27 protein-coding genes and 1 tRNA gene are annotated in these 26,374 nt (G+C 52.7%); 13 read left to right on the top strand and 15 right to left on the bottom strand.

The window, feature by feature from the left end:
- Window positions 1-186: 186 nt before the first annotated feature.
- The 3 genes from ACI43T_RS08570 to ACI43T_RS08560 form a co-directional block, all read right to left on the bottom strand.
- Window positions 187-1,659, bottom strand: a complete 1,473-nt coding sequence (locus ACI43T_RS08570) for a malate:quinone oxidoreductase (protein ID WP_405386515.1) — start codon at window positions 1,657-1,659, stop codon at window positions 187-189.
- Window positions 1,660-1,855: 196 nt separating this feature from the next.
- Complete coding sequence (locus ACI43T_RS08565) at window positions 1,856-2,446, bottom strand: GNAT family N-acetyltransferase (RefSeq protein ID WP_377081639.1); 591 nt, start codon at window positions 2,444-2,446, stop codon at window positions 1,856-1,858.
- Window positions 2,443-3,060 (bottom strand): 5-formyltetrahydrofolate cyclo-ligase, encoded by a 618-nt coding sequence (locus ACI43T_RS08560; protein WP_377081637.1) that lies wholly within the window; start codon window positions 3,058-3,060, stop codon window positions 2,443-2,445. Before ACI43T_RS08560 ends, ACI43T_RS08565 begins: the two co-directional genes overlap by 4 nt.
- 65 nt (window positions 3,061-3,125) lie before the next feature.
- Between ACI43T_RS08560 and ACI43T_RS08555 the strand changes: the two genes are divergently transcribed.
- From ACI43T_RS08555 to ACI43T_RS08530, 6 genes are all read left to right on the top strand, one after another.
- Entirely contained in the window at window positions 3,126-3,341 is a 216-nt protein-coding gene (locus tag ACI43T_RS08555; RefSeq protein ID WP_377081635.1) for a hypothetical protein, read from the top strand.
- Between the two features lie 173 nt (window positions 3,342-3,514).
- Entirely contained in the window at window positions 3,515-4,243 is a 729-nt protein-coding gene (gene rpsB / locus ACI43T_RS08550) for a 30S ribosomal protein S2 (RefSeq protein WP_009175016.1), read from the top strand.
- Window positions 4,244-4,366: 123 nt separating this feature from the next.
- Window positions 4,367-5,221 (top strand): translation elongation factor Ts, encoded by an 855-nt coding sequence (tsf, locus tag ACI43T_RS08545; RefSeq protein ID WP_003759406.1) that lies wholly within the window; start codon window positions 4,367-4,369, stop codon window positions 5,219-5,221.
- 432 nt (window positions 5,222-5,653) lie between these two features.
- A complete protein-coding gene (gene pyrH / locus ACI43T_RS08540) occupies window positions 5,654-6,373 on the top strand; it encodes a UMP kinase (RefSeq protein ID WP_293276089.1) in 720 nt (239 codons plus the stop codon).
- A 692-nt stretch (window positions 6,374-7,065) separates the two neighbouring features.
- Window positions 7,066-7,533 carry a pilin gene (locus ACI43T_RS08535; protein ID WP_405386511.1) on the top strand — a complete coding sequence of 156 codons (468 nt, stop codon included), beginning with the start codon at window positions 7,066-7,068 and terminating at the stop codon, window positions 7,531-7,533.
- 121 nt (window positions 7,534-7,654) lie between these two features.
- Complete coding sequence (locus ACI43T_RS08530; protein WP_314107402.1) at window positions 7,655-8,101, top strand: pilin; 447 nt, start codon at window positions 7,655-7,657, stop codon at window positions 8,099-8,101.
- A gap of 422 nt (window positions 8,102-8,523) precedes the next feature.
- Here the strand turns inward: ACI43T_RS08530 and ACI43T_RS08525 are convergent.
- The 3 genes from ACI43T_RS08525 to rsmI form a co-directional block, all read right to left on the bottom strand.
- Window positions 8,524-8,600, bottom strand: a tRNA-Pro gene (locus tag ACI43T_RS08525).
- A gap of 71 nt (window positions 8,601-8,671) precedes the next feature.
- On the bottom strand, window positions 8,672-9,040 hold the full coding sequence (locus ACI43T_RS08520) for a DUF488 domain-containing protein (RefSeq protein ID WP_293276086.1): 369 nt from the start codon (window positions 9,038-9,040) through the stop codon (window positions 8,672-8,674).
- Between the two features lie 25 nt (window positions 9,041-9,065).
- On the bottom strand, window positions 9,066-9,953 hold the full coding sequence (rsmI, locus tag ACI43T_RS08515; protein ID WP_308025023.1) for a 16S rRNA (cytidine(1402)-2'-O)-methyltransferase: 888 nt from the start codon (window positions 9,951-9,953) through the stop codon (window positions 9,066-9,068).
- A gap of 96 nt (window positions 9,954-10,049) precedes the next feature.
- Between rsmI and ACI43T_RS08510 the strand changes: the two genes are divergently transcribed.
- The 7 genes from ACI43T_RS08510 (at window position 10,050) to ACI43T_RS08480 (ending at window position 16,979) form a co-directional block, all read left to right on the top strand.
- The gene (locus ACI43T_RS08510) at window positions 10,050-10,397 is read left to right on the top strand and encodes a YraN family protein (RefSeq protein WP_405386508.1); all 348 of its coding nucleotides are present in this window, start codon (window positions 10,050-10,052) and stop codon (window positions 10,395-10,397) included.
- 7 nt (window positions 10,398-10,404) lie between these two features.
- Window positions 10,405-10,998, top strand: coding sequence for a phosphoheptose isomerase (locus ACI43T_RS08505; RefSeq protein ID WP_009175008.1), 594 nt, complete (start codon window positions 10,405-10,407; stop codon window positions 10,996-10,998).
- 74 nt (window positions 10,999-11,072) lie between these two features.
- Window positions 11,073-11,681: a BON domain-containing protein gene (locus ACI43T_RS08500; RefSeq protein WP_009175007.1), complete on the top strand. Its 609-nt coding sequence runs from the start codon at window positions 11,073-11,075 to the stop codon at window positions 11,679-11,681.
- 125 nt (window positions 11,682-11,806) lie between these two features.
- The gene (locus ACI43T_RS08495; RefSeq protein ID WP_405386504.1) at window positions 11,807-12,418 is read left to right on the top strand and encodes a hypothetical protein; all 612 of its coding nucleotides are present in this window, start codon (window positions 11,807-11,809) and stop codon (window positions 12,416-12,418) included.
- 129 nt (window positions 12,419-12,547) lie between these two features.
- Window positions 12,548-13,327, top strand: coding sequence for a type I methionyl aminopeptidase (gene map, locus ACI43T_RS08490; protein WP_293276083.1), 780 nt, complete (start codon window positions 12,548-12,550; stop codon window positions 13,325-13,327).
- Window positions 13,328-13,610: 283 nt separating this feature from the next.
- Window positions 13,611-13,904, top strand: a complete 294-nt coding sequence (locus tag ACI43T_RS08485) for a helix-turn-helix domain-containing protein (RefSeq protein ID WP_009175004.1) — start codon at window positions 13,611-13,613, stop codon at window positions 13,902-13,904.
- Window positions 13,905-14,039: 135 nt separating this feature from the next.
- The gene (locus tag ACI43T_RS08480; RefSeq protein WP_405386501.1) at window positions 14,040-16,979 is read left to right on the top strand and encodes a valine--tRNA ligase; all 2,940 of its coding nucleotides are present in this window, start codon (window positions 14,040-14,042) and stop codon (window positions 16,977-16,979) included.
- Window positions 16,980-17,052: 73 nt separating this feature from the next.
- On the opposite strand, the gene ACI43T_RS08475 is transcribed toward ACI43T_RS08480, so the two are convergent.
- The 9 genes from ACI43T_RS08475 to ychF form a co-directional block, all read right to left on the bottom strand.
- Window positions 17,053-17,547: a GlcG/HbpS family heme-binding protein gene (locus ACI43T_RS08475; RefSeq protein ID WP_293276081.1), complete on the bottom strand. Its 495-nt coding sequence runs from the start codon at window positions 17,545-17,547 to the stop codon at window positions 17,053-17,055.
- Between the two features lie 174 nt (window positions 17,548-17,721).
- A complete protein-coding gene (locus tag ACI43T_RS08470) occupies window positions 17,722-18,432 on the bottom strand; it encodes a thiol:disulfide interchange protein DsbA/DsbL (protein ID WP_009175001.1) in 711 nt (236 codons plus the stop codon).
- Between the two features lie 185 nt (window positions 18,433-18,617).
- Window positions 18,618-19,745, bottom strand: a complete 1,128-nt coding sequence (locus ACI43T_RS08465; RefSeq protein ID WP_405386498.1) for a Fic family protein — start codon at window positions 19,743-19,745, stop codon at window positions 18,618-18,620.
- A 175-nt stretch (window positions 19,746-19,920) separates the two neighbouring features.
- On the bottom strand, window positions 19,921-22,194 hold the full coding sequence (locus ACI43T_RS08460) for a Tex family protein (RefSeq protein WP_405386496.1): 2,274 nt from the start codon (window positions 22,192-22,194) through the stop codon (window positions 19,921-19,923).
- A gap of 107 nt (window positions 22,195-22,301) precedes the next feature.
- Window positions 22,302-23,600 (bottom strand): tyrosine--tRNA ligase, encoded by a 1,299-nt coding sequence (tyrS, locus tag ACI43T_RS08455; RefSeq protein ID WP_405386494.1) that lies wholly within the window; start codon window positions 23,598-23,600, stop codon window positions 22,302-22,304.
- Window positions 23,597-24,127 (bottom strand): hypothetical protein, encoded by a 531-nt coding sequence (locus tag ACI43T_RS08450; RefSeq protein WP_405386492.1) that lies wholly within the window; start codon window positions 24,125-24,127, stop codon window positions 23,597-23,599. The genes tyrS and ACI43T_RS08450 overlap by 4 nt, the downstream gene beginning before the upstream one ends.
- 3 nt (window positions 24,128-24,130) lie before the next feature.
- Window positions 24,131-24,712 (bottom strand): hypothetical protein, encoded by a 582-nt coding sequence (locus ACI43T_RS08445; RefSeq protein ID WP_405386490.1) that lies wholly within the window; start codon window positions 24,710-24,712, stop codon window positions 24,131-24,133.
- 156 nt (window positions 24,713-24,868) lie between these two features.
- Window positions 24,869-25,201 carry a DUF262 domain-containing protein gene (locus tag ACI43T_RS08440; protein ID WP_405386488.1) on the bottom strand — a complete coding sequence of 111 codons (333 nt, stop codon included), beginning with the start codon at window positions 25,199-25,201 and terminating at the stop codon, window positions 24,869-24,871.
- 39 nt (window positions 25,202-25,240) lie between these two features.
- Window positions 25,241-26,332, bottom strand: coding sequence for a redox-regulated ATPase YchF (ychF, locus tag ACI43T_RS08435; RefSeq protein ID WP_405386485.1), 1,092 nt, complete (start codon window positions 26,330-26,332; stop codon window positions 25,241-25,243).
- Between the last annotated feature and the right edge of the window lie 42 nt (window positions 26,333-26,374).

Genomic DNA, 26,374 nt, shown 5'->3' with positions numbered 1-26,374 from the left:
CGTTGCGATAAAAAGGCCGTCTGAAAACCCGTCGTTACCGCATCCTAACATTGTGATCACTTTTCGGCGATTCCGCTGCAATCGAATAATAAGTCGGGCTGGCGTCCCCTCCAACCCGATACCGATAACAAAAACAAAGGCCGTCTGAACATTTCAGACGGCCTTTGCGTTTGGCAATGCAATCCTTTAATGGTGGATGCCCAACACTTTCGCCGTATGGCTGAGGATTTCCTCGGCCAGATCGGGATTGTCGTTGAGTTTGACCCCGTAGCCCGGCACCAGATCTTTCAGGCGGCTCTGCCACGATGCGGCGCGTTTCGGGAAGCATTCGTGCAGCAGCCGTATCATCAGCGGCACGGCGGTGGACGCGCCCGGCGACGCGCCCAGCAGGGCGGCCAGAGAACCGTCGACGTGGGTGACCAGTTCCGTACCGAACTGCAACACGCCGCCTTTTTCCGAATCTTTCTTAATCACCTGCACGCGCTGGCCGGCGGTAATCAATTCCCAGTCGTCGGGGTCGGCCTGCGGATAGTATTCCAGCAGCGACGCGAGCCGCTCTTCCTTGGTTTTGCGCAGTTCGCCGAAGAGGTATTTGGTCAGCGGCATATTGTCCCAGCCCGCGCGCAGCATCGGGTAGATGTTGTGCAGGTGGATGGATTGCGGCAAATCCATCAGCGAACCCTGTTTCAGGAAATTCGGTTTGAAGCCCGCGTAGGGGCCGAACATCAGGTAACGCTGGCCGTCCACATGGCGCGTGTCGAGGTGGGGAACCGACATCGGCGGCGCGCCCACCGAAGCCTGTCCGTATACTTTGGCGTTGTGGCGTTGCGCGGTTTCGGGGTTGTGGTTGCGGAAAAACAGCCCCGACACCGGAAAGCCGCCGTAGCCCCTGCCTTCGGGTATGCCCGATTTCTGCAAAAGCGTCAGTGCGCCGCCGCCCGCACCCAGAAAAACGAAGCGGCTGCGCAGCGTCAGGCGTTGTTTGGGGTCGCTGGTGGCGGTGGTTTTGACGGCCCATGCGCCGTCGGATTCGCGGTCCACGCTTTCGACGTGCAGGCCGCATTTGAGTTTCACGCCTTTGGATTTCAGGTATTTCACCATCTGTCGGGTCAGGTTGCCGAAATCGACGTCCGTTCCTTCGGCGGCGTAGGTGGCGGCCAGCGGCTGCCCTTCGCTGCGGCCTTCGACGGTCAGCGGCGCCCATTCGCCGATTCGGGCGTGGTCGGTGGAAAATTCCATTTTTTCAAACAGCTTTTGGCTGCGGAATGCGTCGAAGCGTTTTTGCAGATAGTCGCAATGGTCTTGGCACATGACCAGCGACATATGGGGAACGGTATTGATGAACGAGTTGTCCGCCAGCTTGCCTTCGCTGACCAGCGACGCCCAAAACTGGCGGCTGAGTTGGAATTGTTCGGCAATGTTGAGCGCGCGTTCGGGATGGACTTTGCCGTCGGCACCCAGCGGCGCGTAGTTCAGTTCGCACAAGGCCGAATGCCCCGTGCCCGCGTTGTTCCACGGATTGGAAGATTCTTGTGCGATTTCGTCCAGCCTCTCGAGCAGGACGATTTCCCACGAGGGTTCGAGTTCTTTCAGAAGAACGCCTAAAGTGGCGCTCATAATACCTCCGCCAACCAAGATGACGTCTGTTGCTTCAGTCATGGTTATACTCCTAAATATCAGGCTGTCTTTCAGCCTTTGTGGTTATTTATTTTCATTCCTCCGTTGTATGCGCGTCGGCTGACAACAGGGTATTACAGAATTTAGAGGATTTTTTGGCGGAATGCAAAGACTTTGTTTGCGCTTTACAGTCGATTGTAAAAGCAAAGGCCGTCTGAAATGTTCAGACGGCCTTTGTTTATCGGGCTTCCGTCCCCCGTTCCAGCCGCTTGCGCAAAGCCGCCTGCGCCGCCGGCCACTCTTCGCGCAGCATACTGTACATCACCGTATCGCGCACGCTGCCGTCTTTGCGGATTTGGTGGCGGCGCAGGATGCCGTCTTTTTGCGCGCCCAGCCGTTCGATGGCGCGTTGCGACGCCGTGTTCAGAATATCGGTGCGCCAGCCCACGCAGACGCAACCCAGCGTTTCAAACGCATAGGTCAGCAACATCAGCTTACAGCTCGTATTGACGTGCGTGCGCTGTACGGATTGCGCATACCATGTGAATCCGATTTCCACGCGCGGGACGGCTTCGTCGATGTGGTACAGGCTGGTCGAGCCGACCACCTTGCCGCTGCGCTCGTCGATAACGGCAAACGCCGTGCGCGTGGCCGAGGCCGTCTGAATATACGCCGCCACTTGGTCGGGCGCGGGGGCGGAGGTAACCGCCAGCTCCCACAGCTTGCCGTCGCACACGGCTTCGCGCAGGCCGTCTTCGTGTTGCAGCGTCAGCGGTTCGAGGCGGACGCGGTTGAAAGAGAGGGTGGGTTTGTCGTTGAATCCGGTCATGATGTTCTCCTGCGGACAGGCCGTCTGAAACGCCGGAATGCCAATGCGCCCCGTTCCGAAACGAAACCGTCCAGCGGGACATCGTGCGCTTCGTGCGGCAGCCTGTCAACCAGTTGGCAGGCAAAGCCCACGCCTATGGTTTTTGCCTGCAAACGGTGTTTCATCGCCGAGAGCGTCGCATCATAATAACCGCCAGCCTGTCCCAAGCGGTAGCCTTCGCGGTCGATGCCGACAATCGGAACCAATAATATAGATAAACCGTGCACGCGGATTTTGCGCCCCGCAAACTGCGGCACATGCAGCTTCGCTCTGCCACGCTTGCGTTCTTGTTTCACTCCGTCGGCAGGATAGGGCGTGAACCACATCCGCCGCGAACGCGGTTCGATATAAGGAAGATACAGTTTAGCCCCGCGTTTTTGCGCCGCGCGGACAAAACCGTCCAGCCGCAGCTCGCTGCCCATCGGCCAATACACGCCGATTCTGCCGCCGCGTTTGATGCGCCGTTTGAGCAGCCGGCCGATTTCGCGTTCGGCGGCGGCCCGCTCGTCTCCGGACAACTGCGCGCGGGCGCGGCGCAGGCGGCGGCGCAGTTCCGATTTTTCCTGATTTCCCATTTTTCAGACGGCCTTTTATTGTAGAATTTCAAAATTATAAAACATCCGTTCTAGGAATCCGAACCATGTGGCACATCGTCGCCATCGGCTATCTTTTCGTTGCCGTGATGTATTCTGCCGCCCAGCCGAGTATCGCGCGGGCGTTGATTTACTTAGTTTTCTGGGCCGTGCTGCCCAGCCTGTTCACCGTATTCGCCGTCAGAATCCGCCGCCGCAACAAGCGCATGAAGCAGGCGGAAGCCGCGCCGCCGCCGCCCGCGCCGCCAGCGGCCGACGAATGAAGAATCAAGCCGTTACACCTTTTCAGACGGCCCGTATTCCTATATAATCCCACCGCTTTCCATTTCGGAAGCGTTTATTTTTTAAACTACGCCCACTTTCGCCGAAGGGTGCTTGGCCCTCGCGCCAAGTTCTATGCGATTGAATGTGTGCCTCTAACCCTTTAAGGAAAAACATGTCTCAAATTACAATGCGTCAGATGATTGAAGCCGGCGTTCACTTCGGCCACCAAACCCGTTTCTGGAACCCGAAAATGGAGCAATACATTTTCGGCGCGCGTAACAAAATCCACATCGTAAACCTAGAAAAAACCCTGCCGATGTTCTTGGAAGCGCAGGAAGCCGTACGCCGTCTGGTTGCCAACAAAGGCACCGTGCTGTTCGTCGGCACCAAACGCCAGGCGCGCGAAATCATCCGCGAAGAAGCCACCCGCGCCGGTATGCCTTTCGTCGATCACCGTTGGTTGGGCGGTATGCTGACCAACTACAAAACCGTTAAGCAATCCATCAAACGTCTGGAAGAAAAAACCGCTGCTTTGGAAAACGCTGCTGAAAGCGGTTTCGGCAAAAAAGAAATTCTGGAAATGCAACGCGACGTTGAAAAACTGGAACGTTCTTTGGGCGGTATCAAAAACATGAAAGGCCTGCCTGACGCGATTTTCGTTATCGACACCGGCTACCAAAAAGGTACTTTGGTCGAAGCTGAAAAACTGGGCATCCCCGTTATCGCCGTAGTCGATACCAACAACAGCCCTGACGGCGTGAAATACGTTATCCCCGGTAACGACGACTCCGCCAAAGCCATCCGCCTGTACTGCCGCGGCATCGCCGACGCAGTTTTGGAAGGTAAAAACCAAGCGCTGCAAGAAACCGTAGCCGCTGCCCAAGAAGCTGCTGCCGAGTAATCCGGCAAACCGAAGAGGGGCGTTATGCCCCTTTTCTCAAATCCCGTTCTGAAAAACCTTTTCAGACGACCCCATTCCCAAACACGGATACCCCGTGTTTCCCCAAAATCTAGGAGATTCAAAATGGCAGAAATTACTGCAAAAATGGTTGCCGACCTGCGCGCCGCTACCGGCCTGGGCATGATGGAATGCAAAAAAGCCTTGGTTGAAGCCGAAGGCAACTTCGAAAAAGCCGAAGAAATCCTGCGCATCAAATCCGGCGCGAAAGCCGGCAAACTGGCCGGCCGTACCGCTGCCGAAGGCGTATTGGCTTACGCCATCAACGGCAATGTCGGCGCATTGGTTGAAGTAAACTGCGAAACCGACTTCGTTGCCAAAGACGCAGGCTTCGTAGAATTCGCCAACTTCGTTGCGAAAACCGCTGCCGAGAAAAAACCGGCTACCGTTGAAGAACTGAGCGAACTGGTTGAAGCAGAACGCAAAGCCATCATCGCCAAATTGGGCGAGAACATGTCTGTCCGCCGCTTCCAAGTCATCGACACCGCCAACCAACTGGTTGCCTACATCCATGGTGCATTGGCTACCGAAGGCGTATTGGTTGAGTTCAAAGGCTCTGAAGACGTAGCGCGTAAAATCGGTATGCACATCGTTGCCGCCAAACCGCAATGCGTAACCGAAGCCGAAGTAGATGCCGAAACCATCGAAAAAGAACGCCACATCTACACCGAGCAAGCCATCGCTTCCGGTAAACCTGCCGACATCGCCGCTAAAATGGTTGAAGGCCGTATCCGCAAATTCTTGGCCGAAATCACCCTGAACGGCCAAGCATTCGTAATGAACCCTGACCAAACTGTTGCCCAATTCGCTAAAGAAAACGGCACTGAAATCATCAGCTTCGTACGTTACAAAGTAGGCGACGGTATCGAAAAAGCCGTTGTCGACTACGCAGCCGAAGTTGCCGCTGCTGCTAAAGTGTAAGGCAGAGATGAAAAAGAAAGCACCTGGATTCCAAACGAATCAGGGTGCTTTTTTTTGAGAGTTACACTGTTTAAAATACTGTCGAACAGAAAATATTTCATCATAATCAACACATAATAATTTATCCAAACCCATACACCCACGGAAAACGCGTTACCCTGTCAGCCAAACATCCCGAAAGGTCGTCTGAAAAATCAAACGCCCTTTCCCCGAATTGAAGCAGCGCCACAGGGTGAACTGAGCATTTGGAACGAGTCGGTTTTTTGTACGGAAAACGGCAGATTCAAGGCAAAAAGCGCAGCAAGATTGGACATCTTGCGAGTATTTTTAACGCAGAATATGCCGTTTTACGGAGCAAAATACCGCCGTTATCGAATGGTCAGTTTGCCCTGCATAACGAGCGCTATCCACCCAAAGAAAGCAAGGTATCCCATGACACAGCAAATCAAATACAAACGCGTATTATTGAAACTCTCCGGCGAATCCCTGATGGGTTCCGACCCTTTCGGCATCAACCACGACACCATCGTCCAAACCGTCGGTGAAATCGCCGAAGTCGTCAAAATGGGCGTACAAGTCGGCATCGTTGTCGGCGGCGGTAACATCTTCCGCGGTGTATCCGCCCAAGCAGGCAGTATGGACCGCGCCACTGCCGACTACATGGGCATGATGGCAACCGTTATGAATGCGCTCGCCCTCAAAGATGCCTTCGAAACCCTCGGCATCAAAGCGCGCGTACAATCCGCACTTTCCATGCAGCAAATCGCCGAAACCTACGCCCGTCCTAAAGCCATTCAATATTTGGAAGAAGGCAAAGTCGTCATCTTCGCCGCCGGTACGGGCAACCCGTTCTTCACCACCGACACCGCCGCCGCCCTGCGCGGAGCGGAAATGAACTGCGACGTTATGCTCAAAGCCACCAACGTGGACGGCGTTTATACCGCAGACCCGAAAAAAGACCCGTCCGCCACGCGCTACGAAACCATCACTTTTGACGAAGCCTTGAACAAAAACCTCAAAGTCATGGACGCGACCGCCTTCGCCCTCTGCCGCGAACGCAAACTCAACATCGTCGTCTTCGGTATCGCCAAACAAGGCTCGCTCAAACGTGTCGTTACCGGCGAAAATGAAGGCACGCTGGTACATTGCTGATTGAAACAGTGCATTGCGATAAAACAAACCAAGAGGCCGTCTGAAAATATTTTCAGACGGCCTCGGCACTTTATACCCGTCCCCGTCGTTCCCGCGCAGGCTGGAATCCAGACCTGTCCGTACATAAACTTGTCGGAAAAAAGGTTTCCTAAAATGCCGTGTTCTGGATTCCCGCCTGCGCGGAAATGACGGTTAAGGACGCAATAAAGTAGGTCGGGCATTTATGCCCGACGGCACGCTGAGGGAAATAACGATGCAAAACCGACAATCGGCAAGACATACCGCCTGTTTCGATATACATAACGCGCAAACCGCATGTGCCAAAAAATGACATATGACGGAAAATGTAAAAAATGCCTTAATCATAAAAGCACAATATGACGGAAAACGTCATATTGCATGAATAAATATTTGGCATATTAGCACCCAAGAAATACCGCTCGCAGGCTAAATGAATATAAAAATGTTTAAAAACAAAGTTGTAAATAAAGATTCGAAAAAATATAGCTGATTGGCACGCCCGTTGCTTGATACCTAATGTCCGGCAAAGCTGGAAAGTAGTAAAAGCCAAGCCGGGAAGCTGTATATTCCTTCTTTTAGGTTTTACTCATAATAGAAACGTGCCAAGCACATTACGGATTTTATTTATAACATTAAACAATTTATTCACATTTTAAACTGGAGTTTATAAAATGAAAGCAATGCAAAAAGGTTTCACCCTGATCGAATTGATGATTGTCGTAGCCATTATCGGTATTCTGGCCGCCATCGCCCTGCCGGCTTACCAAGACTACACAGCCCGCGCGCAAATTTCCGAAGCAGTTACTTTGGCCGACGGTCAAAAAACCGCTGTAACTGAATACTATGCAGATAAAGGTGAATTTCCTAAAAATAATGCGGACGCAGGTGTTGCTGCCTCCACCGATATTAAAGGTAAGTATGTAACTTCGGTTACCATCGGAGCTAATGGTGTAATCACTGCTTTGATGAATTCAACAGGCGTTGCCGATGGTGTAAAAGGCGCATCAATCGTTCTGACCCCTACTGCTGCTTCTGGTGCCGTAACATGGGAATGTAAAGCCAAAAAATCTGGTGGTGGTGCTGCCGGTGGTGCTGCCGGTAATTTGGAAGCTAAATACATTCCTGCCGCTTGCCGTTAATTTTTAATATTTAATTGAATAGAGCGTATCTCGTTGGTTATACAGGAGATACGCTCATTTTATAGTGAAAATTTAATCAAGAAGTAATTGCAGTTGTCTTAAATATTGCTTGGGAAATAAAATGATACATGCGATTTTACAAAAGGGATTTACTCTGATTGAGTTGATGATAGTAATAGCAATTATCGGTATTTTGGCAGCTATTTCTTTTCCAATTTACAATAATTACACAGCCCGCGCACAGGTAACGGAAGCATTATTATTTGCCAGTACGATTAAAACAGATATTAGTACCTCGTATTTCGGGCAGGGGTGGATAAGCATCGGTAATTATGGTACGGCCGATAGCCCGAATGGGAAATATGTGCAAACGGTAAAGGTAGATGCAAATGGAAAAATTACTATTACGATGAGTGATAAGGCGAATGTTGCCATCAGACGGAAAACTTTAACATTAGTGCCGACCGTTAATCCTTCTGGTAATGCTGAAAACATTATTGTGTGGGCATGTGATTCGTCGGCGGCAGATGCGATTCCAAAAAATTTCTTACCATCCCCTTGCCGTTAGTAATGGGATGTTGGGCATTACTGCCAAAAACCATCAGAGTTAATGGAATGGTGTTTAAAGCATTCAGGCAACTTAAATTATCGTCATTCCCGCGCAGGCGGGAATCCAGAATGTCGGGGTGAGGTAACCTTTTTTCTTCCACGGTTCCACAAGGGAAAGGTCTGGATTCCCGCCTGCGCGGGAATGACGGGTAGAGGGTTGCCGTAAATCGGATGGGGGCATTGTCGGGCATGGATGCCCAACCTATACTGATTGGATTTGCGGCGAAAACGGGATAAGGCGGATTTTAATTGCCGAGGCCGTCTGAAAACCTGACGGGGAATGACGGGATGTCTGCATGACTGCCCGAACGGTGAAACGACGAATTGCGCTTTGAAAAATTAACCCGCTTCGGTGTTGGAAACCGAAGCGGGTTTGATATTTGGTCGGAATGAGAGGATTCGAACCTCCGACCCCTTCGTCCCGAACGAAGTGCGCTACCGGGCTGCGCTACATTCCGAATAAGGCAGTATTATAGCAACACGGGTTTGCGGAATGCAAATATTGTTTTCCGCAGGCGTTTCAGACGGCCTATCGGTAAACGAAGGGGATGCCCAGGTATTGCGCCAGCGCGGAGACGTGCGACTGCTGCGGGTTTTTGACGGCGGTCAGTATCAGCACGGCGCCGTGCTGTTTTTCCAACTCCAAGAGGTGCGCGACGGCTTTTTGCTGCGTTTCGCCCTGCAATTCTTCGTGGTAGCGGGTTACGAAGGCGGCGAAATGTTGCGCGGGGTCTTCGTGATACCAGCGGCGCAGCTCTGCACTGGGGGCGATGGCTTTCAGCCATTCGGCGGCGGCAAATTTTTCTTTGGTTACGCCGCGCGGGTAGAGGCGGTCGATGAAGACGGCGGTTTGTCCGGCGGCGGGCCGGTAGTCGTAGATGCGTTGTACGGTAAACATTGCGGATTTCCTGCGGGACGGGTTTTCAGACGGCCTTGCCTTTATCTTTGCGGGCCAGCGCCAAGTCGTACAGGGCTTTTTTGCTTTCGCCGGTAATCTTGGCGGCCAGTTCGGCGGCCTGTTTGGTCGGCAGCTCGGCGGCGAGGATGTTCATGATGTGTTGCGCGGCTTCGGGCAGGCCGTCGTGTTTTTCGCGGCGGGCGGGGTGGAGGATGAGCACCATTTCGCCGCGGATTTGGTCGTTGTCGGCCTGTAAGGCGGTTTGGATTTCGGAAACGGTGCCGCTTAAAAAGGTTTCGAAGGTTTTGGTGATTTCGCGGGCGAGGGTGAGCCTGCGTTCGGGAAACAGGGCGGCCATGTCGGACAGGGCGGCTTCGATGCGGTGCGGGGTTTCGAACATGACCACCGGAAAATCGGCTTGCGCCCATTTGGCAAGCAGCTTCTGCCGTTCGCCGGATTTGGGCGGGAGGAAGCCGTTGAAATAAAAATCGGATTCGGTTACGCCCGCCGCGCTCAATGCGCCCATCACCGCGCTGGCGCCGACGACGGGAACGACTCTGAATCCGGCTTCGCGCACGCGCTCGGCAAGTTTGGCGCCGGGGTCGCACACGGCGGGCGTACCTGCGTCGGAGACTTGGGCGACGGTGAGGCCGTCTGAAAGATGGGCGATGATTTTGTCTGCCATCTGCCGCTCGTTGTGTTCGCGCACGCTGACCAGCCTGCCCTGTATGCCGTATGCGCTCAGCAGGCGGGCGGTTACGCGGGTGTCCTCGGCGCAGATAAGGTCGGCGTTTTGCAGGACGGCGAGCGCGCGCAGGGTGATGTCGGCCAAATTGCCGATGGGCGTGGCGACAACGTATAATGTTTTGGGCATAATGCTGCCGCAGGCTTTCTGGAGTTGTTTCTGAATCATGTCGGAGGCCGTCTGAAAGTCGGAATGGGATTATCGTGCTGCCGGTATTATAAGGGAAATCGGGCGGGCGGCTTTGTTTTGAAGGTGGGAGACATCATGCGTTTGAACCATAAACAGGGTGCGGCGGGTGAAGATGCCGCGATGGCGTTTTTGCAGGGCAGGGGGTGCAGGCTGGTGGAGAGGAACTGGCACTGCGCTTTCGGCGAAATCGATTTGATAGTCAAAAACGGTAACACGATTCTGTTTGTTGAAGTAAAATACCGAAAAAACGGCGGTTTCGGCGGTGCGGCATACAGCATTACGCCTTCAAAGCTGGCAAAGTTGCGGAAAACTGCGGAACATTACTTGCAGCAACACGGTCTGAGTCATGCGCCGTGCCGCTTGGATGCGGTGCTGATTCAGGGAGAAAACCCGCCCGAATGGGTGCAGAATATTACAGGCTGATTTGGATATGACGACATTACAAGAGCGCGTTGCCGCGCATTTTGCCGAAAGCATCAAAGCGAAACAGCAGGCGGCCGAGGTGTTGGTCGAACCGACCGCGCAGGCGGCGGAATTGCTGCTGGCGTGCCTGATGAACGACGGCAGGTTCCTGATTTGCGGCAACGGCGGTTCGGCTGCCGACGCGCAGCATTTTGCCGCCGAAATGACCGGACGTTTTGAAAAGGAACGCATGGAGCTGGCCGCCATCGCCCTGACCACCGATACTTCCGCGCTGACCGCCATTGGTAACGACTACGGTTTCGAGCATATTTTCAGCAAGCAGGTGCGCGCGCTGGGCCGTGCGGGCGACGTTTTGGTCGGCATTTCCACTTCGGGCAATTCCGCCAACGTCATCGAAGCCATTAAAGCGGCACACGAGCGCGACATGCGGGTCATCGCCCTGACCGGACGCGACGGCGGCAAAATCGCCGCCATGCTGCAAGACAGCGACATCCTGCTCAATGTGCCGTACCCGCGCACCGCGCGTATTCAGGAAAACCATATTCTATTGATTCACGCCATCTGCGACTGTATCGACACGATGCTGCTTGAAGGCATGTAATTCTTTCAGACGGCCTGCCGTTCCCGAAAGCGGAGCGGCAGGCCGTCTGAAAATCATTTGCACAAAGGAAAATTATGAAAATCAAACACTATGTCAAGCCGGTTTTGACCGCCGCCGTATTGAGTCTGACCCTGAGCGGCTGCGTGGGCGCGGTTTTGGGCGGGGCGGCCGTAGGCGGCAAATCGCTGGCCGACCGCCGTACCACCGGCGCGCAGGCCGACGACAGCGTTATGTCGGTACGCGTCGAAAACACCATCCGTTCCTACCTGCGCCAGAATAACCAGGTAACGGGTTACACGCCGAAAATCAGCGTGGTCGGCTACAACCGCCATCTGCTGCTGCTCGGACAGGTGGCCACCGAAGAAGAGAAAAAATTTGCCGAACAGGTCGCCCGTTCCGAGCAGGCGGCCCAAGGCGTGTACAACTATATCAATGTCGCCCCGCAGCCGCGCACGTTCGGCGATGTCGCGGCCGATTCATGGGGCACGTCCAAAGTCCGCACCTATCTGCTCGGCCTGAAGCCGGCCACGCAGAGCCGCGTCAAAATCGTTACCTACGACAATGTAACCTACATCATGGGCATCCTGACGCCGGAAGAGCAGGAGCAGGTTACCCGAAAAGTCAGCACCACCTACGGCGTGCAGAAGGTCGTTACGCTGTATCAGAATTACGTTAAACCATAATAAAACCAAACGGTCTAATCATTTCAAAGGCCGTCTGAAATCCTGAGGCATCCGGTTTCAGACGGCCTGTACGGAAACAGTCTTTCATCCCAAGGGAATCTATTAAAAAGGAACGGAAACAAACTATGCCGGTATCCAGAAAACCTAAACCGCAGCCCTTCCAGCTCAAACCCAAACACCTCGTTACCGCCGTGTTGAGCGTTTGTGCCGCAGCCATTGTCGCCGTCATCGTCGGCGTGGTGGGCACGTTCAATTCGCACGACAAAGCGCGCCCCATCGAGGCGCAGCCCAAAGACGAAACAGGCACGGGCCGCGTGGAAGTATTGAAACCCGAAGGGTCGGGCGCCGTGCCGGCAGGCGGCATCGTCATCAATCCGAATGCGGGCGGTCAGCATCCGACGGGCATTACGGATGACCGGATGGTTCCGCCCGCTCCAATCAATAGCGGAAGCCCTGCCGCCGCCGACAGCGGTTCCGCCCGCCAGCAACCCGCCACCCGCAGTAATGCCTCAGAAACCGATGCCGGTCCGAACCAGCCTGCTGCGGCCAAACAGGACAAACCCGACAATCAAGCCGTAACACCTCCGCCTCCGCCGCAAAACGAACAACCGGAGCCGGAAACGCGCAAAGAACCTCCGAAACCCGAACCGGAACCGCCCGCCGAAACCAAACCCGTACCGGAACAGGCCAAACCCCAATCCCAGCAGCAAAAAGAAGAGATGGACGAACTTTTTTAAGGCCCGTCCGTTCCGCCGGTTTGATTTGTACGATGATACAGACGGTTTAAAACCGGATTCGGACGGTTTCAATTCTTTCAGACGGCATCGGAATCCCCGCAGGCCGTCTGAAAACATCAAGGAAGCATCATGAACGAAGTCATCATCAAAACCCCCGAAGAAATCGAAAAAATGCGCGAGCTGGGCAAACTCGTTGCCGAAGCCCTCGACTACATCGGCCAATTCGTCAAACCCGGCATCACCACCAACGAAATCGACAAACTCGTTTACGACTATCATGTAAACGTCCAAGGCGGCTATCCCGCCCCCTTGCACTACGGCAACCCGCCTTATCCCAAATCCTGCTGTACTTCCGTCAACCACGTCATCTGCCACGGCATCCCCGACGACAAGCCGCTCAAAGAAGGCGACATCATCAACATCGACCTGACCATCAAAAAAGACGGCTTCCACGGCGACTCCAGCCGCATGTTTGCCGTCGGCAAAATTTCCCCCATTGCCCAACGTCTGATTGACGTTACCCACGAATCCATGATGGCAGGCATCGCCGCCGTCAAACCCGGCGCCACGCTCGGCGATGTCGGCTACGCCTGCCAGCAGGTTGCCGAAAACGCAGGCTATTCCGTCGTGCAGGAATTTTGCGGCCACGGCATCGGACGCGGCTTTCACGAAGCCCCGCAAGTCCTGCACTACGGCCGCAAAGGCCAAGGCTTAGTTTTGAAGCCCGGCATGATTTTTACTATCGAACCGATGATTAACCAAGGCAAACGCCACCTGCGCATTCTCCCCGACGGCTGGACAGTGGTTACCAAAGACCGTTCGCTTTCCGCCCAATGGGAACATGAAGTTTTGGTAACGGAAACCGGCTGCGAAATCCTTACTATCAGCCCTGCAAGCGGAAGGCCTTGATATTTAAGAGTGTTTATTTGTGTAAAATATGCTTTATAGCTTATTTACATAAAATTATAACTTTTTGATTTGTATAATATAATTTTTCTGAAAAAAGTTAGTTTGGAAATATTTATCCAGATTATGACAACATCGATAAAACTTCTTTGGATTATGCTGTCTAAACTACAGTGTTTCGGAAAATTATAGAGCTTACACTTTAATTGTTGATAATCTGTGAGGTTGGCGGAGCGGTTCTCCGTCGGCCGGATTTGAGTTTTAGATAAATAAAGAAGGAAATTTCATGAAGTCGTTTGAGAAAATTGACAATATCCGCGATATCCGCAAAAAACTCGGTTTAAATCAAATGGACTTTTGGAGCCGCATCGGTGTAACCCAGTCGGGCGGTTCGCGTTATGAGTCCGGTCGCAACATGCCCAAACCCGTACGCGAACTGCTGCGCTTGGTGCATATCGAACGTGTGGACTTGGCAAAAGTCAACCGTGAGGATTTGGCCGTGGCCTCCTTGCTGAAAAACCGCGACCCTGAGTTGTACGCTTCCCTGAAGAAAGAAGCCAAATCCGACAAAGGCAAATAAGCCCGTTTTGGTTTGTTTCAAAAAGGCCGTCTGAAACGGAATATCGTTTCAGACGGCCTTTTTGCGCTATAATCCGCAATTATTTTTTAAACAGACGTTTGCCCGCAAACCCTTTTACAGACAGCATTTTTTACCATGTTAGACAAATACAATCCCGCCGAAATCGAATCCAAACACTATCAAAACTGGGAGACCCAAGGTTATTTCCAGCCCGATATGGATTTGACCAAACCGTCTTTTTCCATCCAACTGCCGCCGCCTAACGTAACCGGCACGCTGCACATGGGCCATGCCTTCAACCAAACCATCATGGACGGCCTGACCCGCTACTACCGCATGAAAGGCTGCAACACCGCCTGGATTCCGGGCACCGACCACGCGGGCATCGCCACGCAAATCGTGGTTGAGCGCCAGCTTGCCGCGCAAAACGTGTCCCGTCATGACTTGGGTCGTGAAAAATTCTTGGAAAAAGTGTGGGAATGGAAAGAAGTTTCCGGCGGCACGATTACGCAGCAGATGCGCCGCGTGGGCTGCTCTGCCGACTGGACGCGCGAGTATTTCACGATGGACGATGTGCGCGCCGAAACCGTGACCGAAGTATTCGTGCGCCTGTATGAACAGGGCTTGATTTACCGCGGCAAACGCTTGGTGAACTGGGATCCGGTATTGGGCACGGCGGTATCGGATTTGGAAGTGGAAAGCGTGGAAGAACAAGGCTCTATGTGGCACATCCGCTATCCGCTGGCCGACAATCCTGCCGAAGCCGTTATCGTGGCGACCACCCGCCCTGAAACGCTGCTGGGCGACGTGGCCGTTGCCGTCAATCCTGAAGACGAACGTTATACCCATTTGATTGGCAAAGAATTAATCCTGCCGCTGACCGGCCGCACCATCCCCGTGATTGCCGACGAATACGTTGAAAAAGACTTCGGTACCGGTTGCGTGAAAATCACGCCTGCGCACGACTTCAACGACTACGAAGTCGGCAAACGCCACGACACGCGCTTGGTTAATGTATTTGACTTGGAAGCCAAAGTGCTGGCAAACGCCGAAGTGTTCAACTTCAAAGGCGAAGCGCAACAAGGCTTTGCCCTGCCTGAAAAATACGCAGGCTTAGACCGCTTTGCCGCGCGCAAACAAATGGTTGCCGATTTGCAGGAACAAGGCTTGTTGGTCGAAATCAAAGCACACACGCTGATGACGCCGAAAGGCGACCGTACCGGCTCAGTGATTGAGCCGATGCTGACCAGTCAATGGTTTGTGGCGATGTCGGATAAACCTAATAATCCAGATAACCTCCGAATGTACGAAGTACATGAAGCAATTCAGGAAAGGATTGAAGGTAGAGAAATCAAATTTTTTGGCAACAAAAACCAACAACCTAAATGCCCTGAACCCGACAGCGACTTCAAAGGCTTGAGCCTCGCCGACAAAGCCAAAAAAGCCGTCGACAGCGGCGCGGTACGCTTTATCCCTGAAAACTGGGTCAACACCTACAACCAATGGATGAACAACATCCAAGACTGGTGCATCTCGCGCCAACTGTGGTGGGGGCATCAAATCCCCGCGTGGTACGACGAAGCAGGCAATGTTTACGTCGCCCGCAATCAGGCGGAAGCCGAAAAACAAGCCGGCAAAACCGGTTTGACCCGCGAAGAAGACGTATTGGACACATGGTTCTCCTCCGCGCTCGTGCCGTTCTCCACGCTCGGCTGGCCGTCTGAAACCGACGAACTCAAAGCCTTCCTGCCGTCCAATGTTTTGGTCACCGGCTACGAAATTATCTTCTTCTGGGTGGCGCGCATGATTATGATGACCACCCACTTCACCGGCAAAGTACCGTTTAAAGACGTGTACATCCATGGCATCGTGCGCGACCACGAAGGCAAAAAAATGTCCAAATCCGAAGGCAACGTCATCGACCCCGTCGATTTGATTGACGGCATCGACTTGGACACGCTGCTGGTGAAACGCACGACCGGTCTGCGCAAACCCGAAACCGCGCCGAAAGTGGAAGAAGCCACGAAAAAACTCTTCCCCGAAGGTATCCCCAGCATGGGCGCGGACGCCTTGCGCTTCACCATGGCGAGCTACGCCAGCTTGGGGCGCAGCGTGAACTTTGACTTCAAACGCGCCGAAGGCTACCGCAACTTCTGCAACAAAATCTGGAACGCCACCAACTTCGTCTTGATGAACACCGAAAACCAAGACTGCGGCTACGGCGCAACCGCCACCGAACCGCGCGGCTACTCCTTCCCCGATATGTGGATCATAGGCCGTCTGAATCAGACCATCGAGCAAGTAACGCAAGCCTATGAAACCTATCGCTTTGATTTGGCGGCGGAAACCCTGTACAGCTTCGTGTGGAACGACTATTGCGACTGGTATCTGGAACTCGCCAAAGTGCAGCTCCAAACCGGCTGCGCCAGCCGCCAGCGCGCCACACGCCATACCTTATTGCGCGTACTCGAAGCCGCCCTGCGCCTGCTGCATCCGATTATCCCGTTCATCACCGAAGAATTGTGGCAAACCGTCGCCCCCATGTGCGACGCCAAAACCGCCGACAGCATCATGCTCGCCCGTTTCCCCGAAGCCGACCGCGAACAAATCGTTCAGACGACCTTCGAGCAAATGACCGTGTTGCAGGATTTGATTGGTGCCGTCCGCAACCTGCGCGGCGAAATGGGCATCCAGCCCAACGTGAAAGCCCCGCTGTTTGTCGAAAGCGCGGACGACTTGGCGGACTACCTCAAATACCTGCCGATGATGACCCGCCTGACCGAAGCACAGCAAGTCGCCGCCCTGCCCGAAAGCGAAGACGCGCCCGTCGCCGTCTGCAACGGCGCGCGCCTGATGCTGAAAGTCGAAATCGACAAAGCCGCCGAAACCGCCCGCTTGAGCAAAGAGGCCGAGAAGCTGCAAAAAGCCTTGGACAAACTCAATGCCAAACTCTCCAAACCCGGCTACACCGAAAAAGCCCCCGCGCATCTGGTGGAAAAAGACAAAGCCGATTTGGCGGAGTTGGAAGACAAAATGACGAAAGTTCAAAATCAGTTGGCGAAGTTGAAAGACTGATTGCTGGCGGAACAAGCAAAAGGCCGTCTGAAAACCGATAACAAGGTTTTCAGACGGCCTTACAATATCCCGCTTATCTGCTTGGCAAAGCCGCAGCGCCCGCTTTGGCCACGCTTTCGTCTTCATCCACCGAGCCGCCGCTGACGCCCACGCTGCCGACGATAACGCCCGCTTTGTTTACCAGCAGTACGCCGCCGGCAAAGATGGCCAAGCCGTTATTGGTTACTTCGATACCGTAGAGCTCGCCGCCCGGTTGCGAAGCCTTGCCCAAATCGCGGGTGGACATATTGAAATAGCGTGCCGTTTTCGCTTTTTTCTGCGCAATATCGATGCTGCCGATAAACGCGTCGTCCATACGCGCAAACGCCTTCAAATTACCGCCTGCGTCCATGACCGCGATATTCATCGGCACCTTAATCTCATGCGCTTTTTTCATCGAAGCCTGCACCACCGCCTGCGCCTGCGCCGTTGTCAAATCTCCGGGCAGCGTTTTGGTCAGTTTGGCAGAAAAAACCGGCGCGCTGAATGCCAAAGCGCACAACAATGCAACTGATTTCGAGCCACGCATAATCTGTCTCCTTGGTTTGTGAAAGAAGGGAACTGCCACTTAGATTTTATGCCCGTTACAGGCGCAGGGAAAGCATGGCGGAGGAAAATAGCCCAGTATCGCCGACTCCATAACAAGAAGGCCGTCTGAAACGATATTTCAGACGGTCTTTCCGTTGATACGGCGCAGGGCCGGTTATTTCGCGGGTTGCGTTTTTTGCTCTTCGCGTACTTTGTCGATTAAGAGATCGACGGTCTGCATACCGGACTGCCAGTCGGCGAATTTAACCGCGTATTTGCCGCCCACAATAACCGCAGGGGTGCTGGTGATTTGGTAGGTGTTGGTCAGTTTTTCCATTTGGTCGGCGCGGGCTTGGCTTTCGGACGATTCGTAGGCCGCCAATACTTTTTTACCGTCAAAGGCGGTTTGTTCGTTCAGCCATTTCTTCACGGTATCGGCATCGGCCAGATTGATTTTCTGGTTGATGTAGGCATTGAAAATCAGGCTGTCGGCCTTGGCTTTTTCACCGGCTATGTCCACGGCTGCGGCCAAGCGCGCCAGCGGTTTCATTTCGGCATTCCAAACGACGTGTTCGCCGCGCAGGTAGGTATCGTCTTTAAACGTTTTGACGTGTTCGGTCAGCACGGGCTCCAGATGCTGGCAGTGCGGGCAGAAATAGCCGAAAAATTCCAATACTTCGATTTTACCCGCCTGATTCTGCGGAATCGATACCGGCAGGACGGTATAGTTTTGGCCTTCGACCAAACTGGTTACCGCTGCGGGAACCGGTGCGCTGGAGGTGCTTTGCTGCGCACCGTCGGCGGGGACGCTGGTTTCAGTTTTGCCGCCGCAGGCAGCCAAAGCGAACAGGGTGAGGGCGGCGAGGGAGATTTTTTTCAGGTTCATGGTTTTTCTTTCAAATGAGATAGTTCGGCATTTTATTGTATTTTTGCGGTTTGATGAACCGGTGGCAGTGAAAAAGAGTGTTTAACGGCGGGAAACAAACGGCAGCGGATTGTGGAATTGGCAGTATATGGGTTTCGGAGGCCGTCTGAAAACGGTTTTCAGACGGCCTCGATTGTATAAACGGATTAAATCCGTACTAATTCCAACAAGGGTTCAAACGAATATAATGCGGCGCGGCTGCCTGCTGCCGGTTCGATGGTGTGGATGATTTGGTTGTCCGATAAAGTTTTCAGCAGTTTTTGCAGGGTTGGTTTGGGGATGTCGTGCCCGATGGCGAAGCGGTTGGCTTTGAAAACTGGCTGGGTAAATAGCGCGTCTAAGGCGGTTAATGTCCATTTGGATGCCAGCAAGTCGGGCAGCCTGTTTTTCATGTCTTCATACAGTGCGGTAATTTTTTCGGCAATATCCAGATTTTGCCTTGCCTGCTCGCTGACGGCGCGGCAGAAAAATGCGCACCATCCCGACCAGTCGCCGTGTGCCGAAACATTGCGCATCCGTTCGATGTATTCGTCTTTATTTTCTTCAAAAAAATGACTGATATAGAAGTGCGGTTCGCTAATCTGCCGCATTTGCCAAAGCAACAGCGGAATCAACATCCGGCCGATGCGTCCGTTGCCATCTTTAAACGGATGCAGTGCTTCAAATTCTATATGGGAAACGGCGGTTTTAATCAATGGCTTGGCATCGCTGGTGTTGATGTATTCAAACAATGTGTCCAAACCTGCCTGCAAATGTTCGGGTGCCACGGGAACAAAATCTATCTGCCGCGAACCGCGCCGGCCGATATAGTTCTGTTCGGTTTTAAACTGTCCTGGCGTTTTGTTCGCCCCGCGTCCGAAACTGAGCAGGCCTTGATGCATGGAGCGCAGCATGGATGCACTGAGTGGATGCCCGTCCTTCAAGGCCGATTGTGCGGTTCTCAGGGTGCGCTGATAGAGCAGGGTTTCCACCGTATCTTGACGCACTTCCCGCGTTGTCTGCTTCTGTTCGGCTTCCGCTTCATAACGCAGGATTTCGTCCAATGTGCTGATGGTGCCTTCGATACGCGACGAGATGACTGCTTCGCGGCTGCGCAGCGGTGCCAGCAGAATTTCGCTGTTGTGCAGGGTTTTTAACATTTGGTCGTAACGCGAAAGTGCGTCGGTTGCAGAGAGTATTTCATCGAAAAAACGTGATAATTCCAGCTCTTTGGGCGGGAATGCGCCGAGGTGGTAGGTAACGGCGCGGCTTAAATCTATGGCGGAAGCATTCATTTATGTATCTTATTTTTGAAAACTTGATTAACAAGTCGAATTGTACATCAAATTTGAGTTGCAAATAAATTTGCGAATTGGATTTCATAAAAAAAGAGCCGCAAATTATTTTGCAGCTCTTTTTTGATACGCAAATTTCACTGTGAATCAAATTTTATATTTTTTGATGCATAAATTACCGTTTCAACTTCGCAAACGCATCCGCCATCGCCGAATTGGTCGGGGCGCGGTCGTTGCGTTGGGGTTTGCGGTCGCGGCGTTCGGAGTGTTTGCTTTCAGACGGCCTGTTGCCTTTGGTTGCGCCGCCCGCTTCGTCATCCAAGCGCATGGTCAGCGCGATGCGTTTTCTGGCGGCGTCGACTTCCAGAACTTTCACTTTCACCACGTCGCCGGCTTTCACCACTTCGCGCGGGTCTTGGACGAACTTATTGGACAGGGCGGAGATGTGCACCAAGCCGTCCTGATGGACGCCGATGTCCACGAATGCGCCGAAGTTGGCGACGTTGGAAACCACGCCTTCGAGTATCATGCCGACTTGCAAGTCGCTGATTTCGTGGATGCCTTCGGCGAATGAGGCCGTCTGAAACTCGCCGCGCGGGTCGCGGCCGGGTTTTTCCAGCTCGGACAGGATGTCCAGAATGGTCGGCAGGCCGAAGCGCTCGTCGGTGAAGTCGGACGCTTTGATTTGCTTGACGCGCTCGCGGTTGCCGATGAGTTCGGCGGCGGTAATGCCTTGTTGTGCCAGCATTTTGGCGACGACGGGATAGGCTTCGGGGTGGACGGCGCTTGCGTCCAGCGGCTCTTTGCCACCGTTAATCCGCAAAAAGCCGGCCGCCTGCTCGAAGGTTTTTTCGCCCAAACGTGGTACTTTCAGCAATTTTTTGCGGCTGTCGAACGCGCCGTTTTCATCGCGGTAGGCGACGATGTTTTGGGCAAGGGTCTGATTCAAGCCGGAAATCCGCGCCAAGAGCGGGGCGGAGGCGGTGTTCACGTCCACGCCGACGGCGTTCACGCAGTCTTCGACCACCGCGTCCAGCGATTTGGCGAGCTGGCTTTGGTTCACGTCGTGCTGATACTGGCCCACGCCGATGGATTTGGGGTCGATTTTGACCAACTCGGCAAGCGGGTCTTGCAGCCTGCGGGCGATAGACACTGCGCCGCGCAGGGAAACGTCCAAGTCGGGGAACTCGCGCGCCGCCAGTTCGGACGCGGAATAGATGGACGCACCGGCTTCGGACACGACGATTTTGTGCAGCCCCATTTCCGGCATTCCGCGCACCAGTTCGCCCGCGATTTTGTCGGTTTCGCGGCTGGCGGTGCCGTTGCCGATGGCGATGAGCTTCACGCCGTGTTGTTTAATCAGGCGCGACAGTGTTGCCAACATATTGTTTTCTTGGTGTAAATAGACGATGACGGTATCCAGCAGCTTGCCCGTGTCGTCCACCACGGCGCATTTCACGCCGTTGCGGTAGCCGGGGTCGAGGCCCAGCGTGGTCAGCCGTCCGGCGGGCGCGGCGAGCAGCAAGTCTTTGAGATTGCGGGCGAACACGGTAATCGCGTCGGTGTCGGCGGCTTCTTTCAGACGACCTAAGGCTTCGAGTTCCAGCGACAGAAAGATTTTCGCGCGCCAAGTCAGGCGCACGGTGTCGCGCAGCCATTTGTGGTTGTCTGAAACCTTGAAACGGCGGGCGATGATTTGCTCGTATTCGCTTTGCTGCGTCATCGGCGTGTCGTCGGGCTGGTATTTGAGCGCGATGTTCAACACGCCTTCGTTGCGGCCGCGCAAAACCGCCAGCGCGCGGTGGCTGGGCATGGCGCGCACGGGTTCGCGGTGGTCGAAATAATCGCTGAATTTTTCGCCTTCGGTTTCTTTGCCTTCAACGACTTGCGCGTGGATTTCGGCTTCGTTCCACAGCTTGTCGCGCAGCTTGCCGATGAGTTCCGCGTCTTCGGCAAATTGCTCCATCAGAATCGCGCGCGCGCCGTCCAACGCGGCTTTGGTGTCGGGGACGTTTTCGTTCAGGTAACCTTGCGCGGCAGCTTCCACGTCCTGCGGCTGCTCGGCAAGCAACACGTCCGCCAGCGGCTGCAAACCGTGTTCGCGCGCGATTTGCGCCTTGGTGCGGCGTTTGGGTTTGTAGGGCAGATACAGGTCTTCCAGCGCGGTTTTGTTGTCGGCGGCTTCGATTTGCGCCCTGAGGTCGTCTGAAAGTTTGCCTTGCTCTTCAATGCTTTTTAAAACAACGGCTTTGCGCTCTTCCAACTCGCGCAGGTATTGCAGCCGCTCGGCAAGCTGGCGCAGCTGCGTATCGTCCAACCCGCCCGTGGCTTCCTTGCGGTAGCGGGCGATAAAGGGCACGGTCGCGCCGTCGTCCAAAAGCTCGACGGCAGCGGTGATTTGCGCGGCAGTGGCGGAGAGTTCTTGGGAGAGGATTTGGGTGATGTTCATGGGTAATAGCGGAAGATTAAAGACGGGAATGATGTTGATGTGATGCCGGTGTCGGCAGGGGAAAGGCCGTCTGAAAAATATTTTTCAGACGGCCTCCGGCATCGGGTTTATTGCCAAACCAAGAGCGCGTGGTTGCGTTTGCCGCGCCGCACGATGGTGTATTTGCCGAAGCGTTTGTGCGCGTCGGTCAGCAGATAGGCATCGTCGGGGCGTTCGGCGGCGTGGTTCGGGTTGTTTAATTCGGCGGCTTGGCCGTTGAGCAATACCGCTTTGCTGTTCACAAAACCGCGCGCTTCTTTGTTGGACGAGGCCAAGCCGGTTTTAACCAAGGCTTCGACGACGTTGAGGCCGTCTGAAACTTCAAATGCGGGTAGGCCGTCGAGTGCGAGCTGTTCGAAGTCGCTTTCGGTGAGATGGCTTTGGTCTTCGGCAAACAGGCTTTCGGAAATGCGCTGCGCGGCTTGCAGGGCGGCTTCGCCGTGAATCAGGCGGGTCATTTCTTCGGCAAGGATGCGTTGCGCTTCGGGCTTGGTGCCGCTGGCTTTGTCTTTCGCTTCGATGGCATCGATTTCTTCGATAGACAGGAAGGTGAAGTATTTCAGGAATTTATACACATCGGCATCGGCAACTTTCAGCCAGAACTGGTAGAACTGATACGGCGAGGTTTTCTTCGCGTTCAGCCATACCGCGCCGCCTTCGGTTTTGCCGAATTTGGTGCCGTCGGATTTGGTGACCAGCGGCAGGGTCAGGCCGAATACTTGTTTTTGGTTCAGACGGCGGGTCAGGTCGATACCGGCGGTGATGTTGCCCCATTGGTCGGAGCCGCCGATTTCCAAAACCGCGCCGTGGCGTTTGTTCAATTCGGCAAAGTCGTAGCCTTGCAGCAGGGAGTAGGCGAACTCGGTGAAGGAAATGCCCACATCGTCGCGCTCGATACGTTGTTTGACGGATTCTTTGTTCAACATGGCGTTGACGGAGAAATGCTTGCCGATGTCGCGCAGGAAGTCGAGGCAGTTCATGCTGCCGAACCAGTCGGCGTTGTTCGCCATAATGGCGGCGTTTTCGCCTTCAAAGCTCAAAAACGGTTTCAATTGGTTGCGGATGCTTTCTACCCAGCCGGCAACGGTTTCGGCGGAATTCAAGCTGCGCTCCACCGCTTTGAAACTGGGGTCGCCGATCATGCCGGTCGCGCCGCCCACCAAAGCAATCGGCGTATGCCCCGCCTGTTGGAAACGGCGCAATGCCAACACGGGCAACAAGTGGCCGATATGCAGGCTGTCGGCTGTTGGGTCGAAACCGCAGTAGAGGGCGATTTTTTGTTCGTTTAACAAAGCGTCTAAGGCTTCGATGTCGGTAGTTTGCGCGATAAGGCCGCGCGCTTTCAAATCTTGGATAACGGAGGTCATTTTAAGATTGTCCCATTTAGAAGATAGTCTTCAACCTGAATTAGAACAGAATGAATTATACGAAATTTATTTAGAATAACATTAGGCGCATATAGTGTTTGCTGTTGTTCAATTCCGCAAAGGCTGGTGTGAGCTAATTGATTTCTATATTCGTGTAGTCCGTCTAATTCAGAACGTAATTTGTCTATTTCTATAATATCGTATTCAAGTTTCAAAACTAGGTAAGGGCCTAATAATTTTTCTAGTAATATTCTTAAATGGTTAGAGTAACTTAATCCGTGCATTTCATTGATTTTTTTTGTTACGGAACTTTTAAGCTTGGAAAAATCATGGTTTGTGCTTCCTTGGGCCAAAGGATGCATTAAATCTAAAGAAGATAAAATCAAATTATCATGTATTTCTTCCAGCCAACCACACAGTTCCAATGCCGCCATTTTGCACAGTAGATCATTCGATATTTGTTCAGATTCATCATCATACATTTTAACTAGAGATATTAAGACTTTCTCAATTGATTGAGTTTCCACTATTTACACTCCAGAGAATGCCAATTGTGCAGCTTTCAATCTATTTTTTACTTTATTAGTTTTGAAAATACCTTCTTGTAATTCATTAGCAGAGAAATATTCGTTATCTTTCATCTTTTTTATGCAAGATATTAAAAAATCTTTATCTTTATCTTGTAGAAAGGATAAATTTTTACTAATGCCATACAGAACGGCATCGGCAATTACTCTTGATTTTGAATCTTCGTCAAGTCCTCCTTTTTTTAGTATATTAATAGTTTTTGAGAGTAACTCATTTTTTTGGTTTAAAAATGCTTCATTAGCATTTTTATGATCTGACATATACTCGTTTAAAAAACGTGTTAAAGGGCTTTGATATTCTTCTGCACGGTCATTAAATGCAAAAAAGCGTAATATAAATTCTTCAAATGAAAAACGTTTATTTTCTTGATTAAGTAGAGTTGATAATTCTTTCTCGTATTGTGCTGAGATACGAGTTAAAAATTTACTAAATTCACCATTGAATATACCATTCCGTATTTCCTGCGAATTGAGTTTTGCACCACCTGTATTAAGTCTATGAAATATAGTAAATATATAGTCCATATGACTTTTATTGGATAGTGAACAACGTAAAATAGTTATCGGTATGGTAGCATTTTCAATAGTTTCAATAATTTCAGGATGATTTTCTGCAATTTCACGTATGAATTTACCTGATAAATTCTCATTAATATCATTTAGTGATGGTAATTTTAAATCTTATTGCTCATGGTTTGCGATAGATAAGAATCTAATAATTGTAGAAATACGTTGAAGACCGTCAATTACAATTCTTTGGTTATTATCTATATCTAGACCTATACACATACTTGGTATTGGAAGGTTCTTTAGTAAAGAATCCAAGAAACGTACTTGGTCAGTTAATTTCCACACTTGATTTCTTTGGAAAGCAGGAGATATGTCTATCTGTTTTTTATCATACATGCGCTTTAAGTCTGCACAAGAGCGTAATTCATTAAACGCAAAAATATCTTTTGGTGGAACGGTATCAGTTAAATCAAACTCTTCAAAATCAGTATTAGATTTTTCCATGATTTATCCTTTAAATTTATATAATTAATATATTAGAATTTAAACATTAAACAAAAAGTGCATCACATCCCCATCCTGCACGATATATTCCTTGCCTTCCACGCGCATTTTGCCGGTTTCTTTGGCTTTGGCTTCGCCGCCGAGTGAGACAAAATCGTCGTAGGAAATGACTTGGGCGCGGATGAAGCCGCGTTCGAAGTCGGTGTGGATGACGCCGGCGGCTTGCGGGGCGGTGTCGCCTTTGTGGATGGTCCAGGCGCGGACTTCTTTGACGCCGGCGGTGAAGTAGGTTTGCAGGCCCAAGAGGTCGTAGCCGGCGCGGATCAGGCGGTTCAAGCCTGGCTCTTCCAAGCCCATTTCGGCGAGGAACTCGGCTTTTTCGTCATCTTCCAATTCGGCGATTTCGCTCTCCATCGCGGCGCATACCGCAACGACGGGGGCGTTTTCTTTTTCAGCCAATTTTTTCAGGCGGTCGAGGTGCGGATTGTTTTCAAAACCGTCTTCGGCAACGTTGCCGACATACATGGCGGGTTTGGCGGTCAGCAGGAACAGTGGCTTGAGCATGGCGAGTTCTTCCGCGTCTAAGCCGAAGGAGCGCACGGGTTTGCCTTCGTCTAGATGCGGCAGCAGTTTTTTGCACAGCTCGACCAGTTTTTGCGCGTCTTTGTCGCCTGAGCGGGCGCGTTTTTCTTCGCGGACGATGGCTTTTTCGACGCTGGCGAGGTCGGCAAGGGCTAGTTCGGTGCCGATGGTTTCGATGTCGGCAATCGGATCGACTTTGCCGGAAACGTGGACGATGTTGTCGTCGTCAAAGCAGCGCACGACGTTGACGATGGCGTCGGTTTCGCGGATGTTGGCGAGGAACTGGTTGCCCAAGCCTTCGCCTTTGCTCGCGCCTGCGACCAAACCGGCAATGTCGACGAATTCGACGATGGCGGGCTGCATTTTTTGCGGATTGACGATTTTCGCCAGTTCCGCCATGCGCGGGTCGGGCACTTCGACGATGCCGACGTTGGGTTCGATGGTGCAGAAGGGATAGTTTGCCGCTTCGATGCCCGATTGGGTCAGCGCGTTAAAGAGGGTGGATTTGCCGACGTTGGGCAGGCCGACGATGCCGCATTTCAAGCTCATGGTTTTTCCTGAAAATAGAGAAATTTAACGGCGGATTATAGC

It is taken from the genome of Neisseria oralis (genome assembly GCF_045062685.1).
Lineage (GTDB): Bacteria > Pseudomonadota > Gammaproteobacteria > Burkholderiales > Neisseriaceae > Neisseria > Neisseria oralis.
The sequence above is the reverse complement of the archived record's forward strand: the minus strand, read 5'-3'. Positions and strand labels throughout refer to the sequence as shown.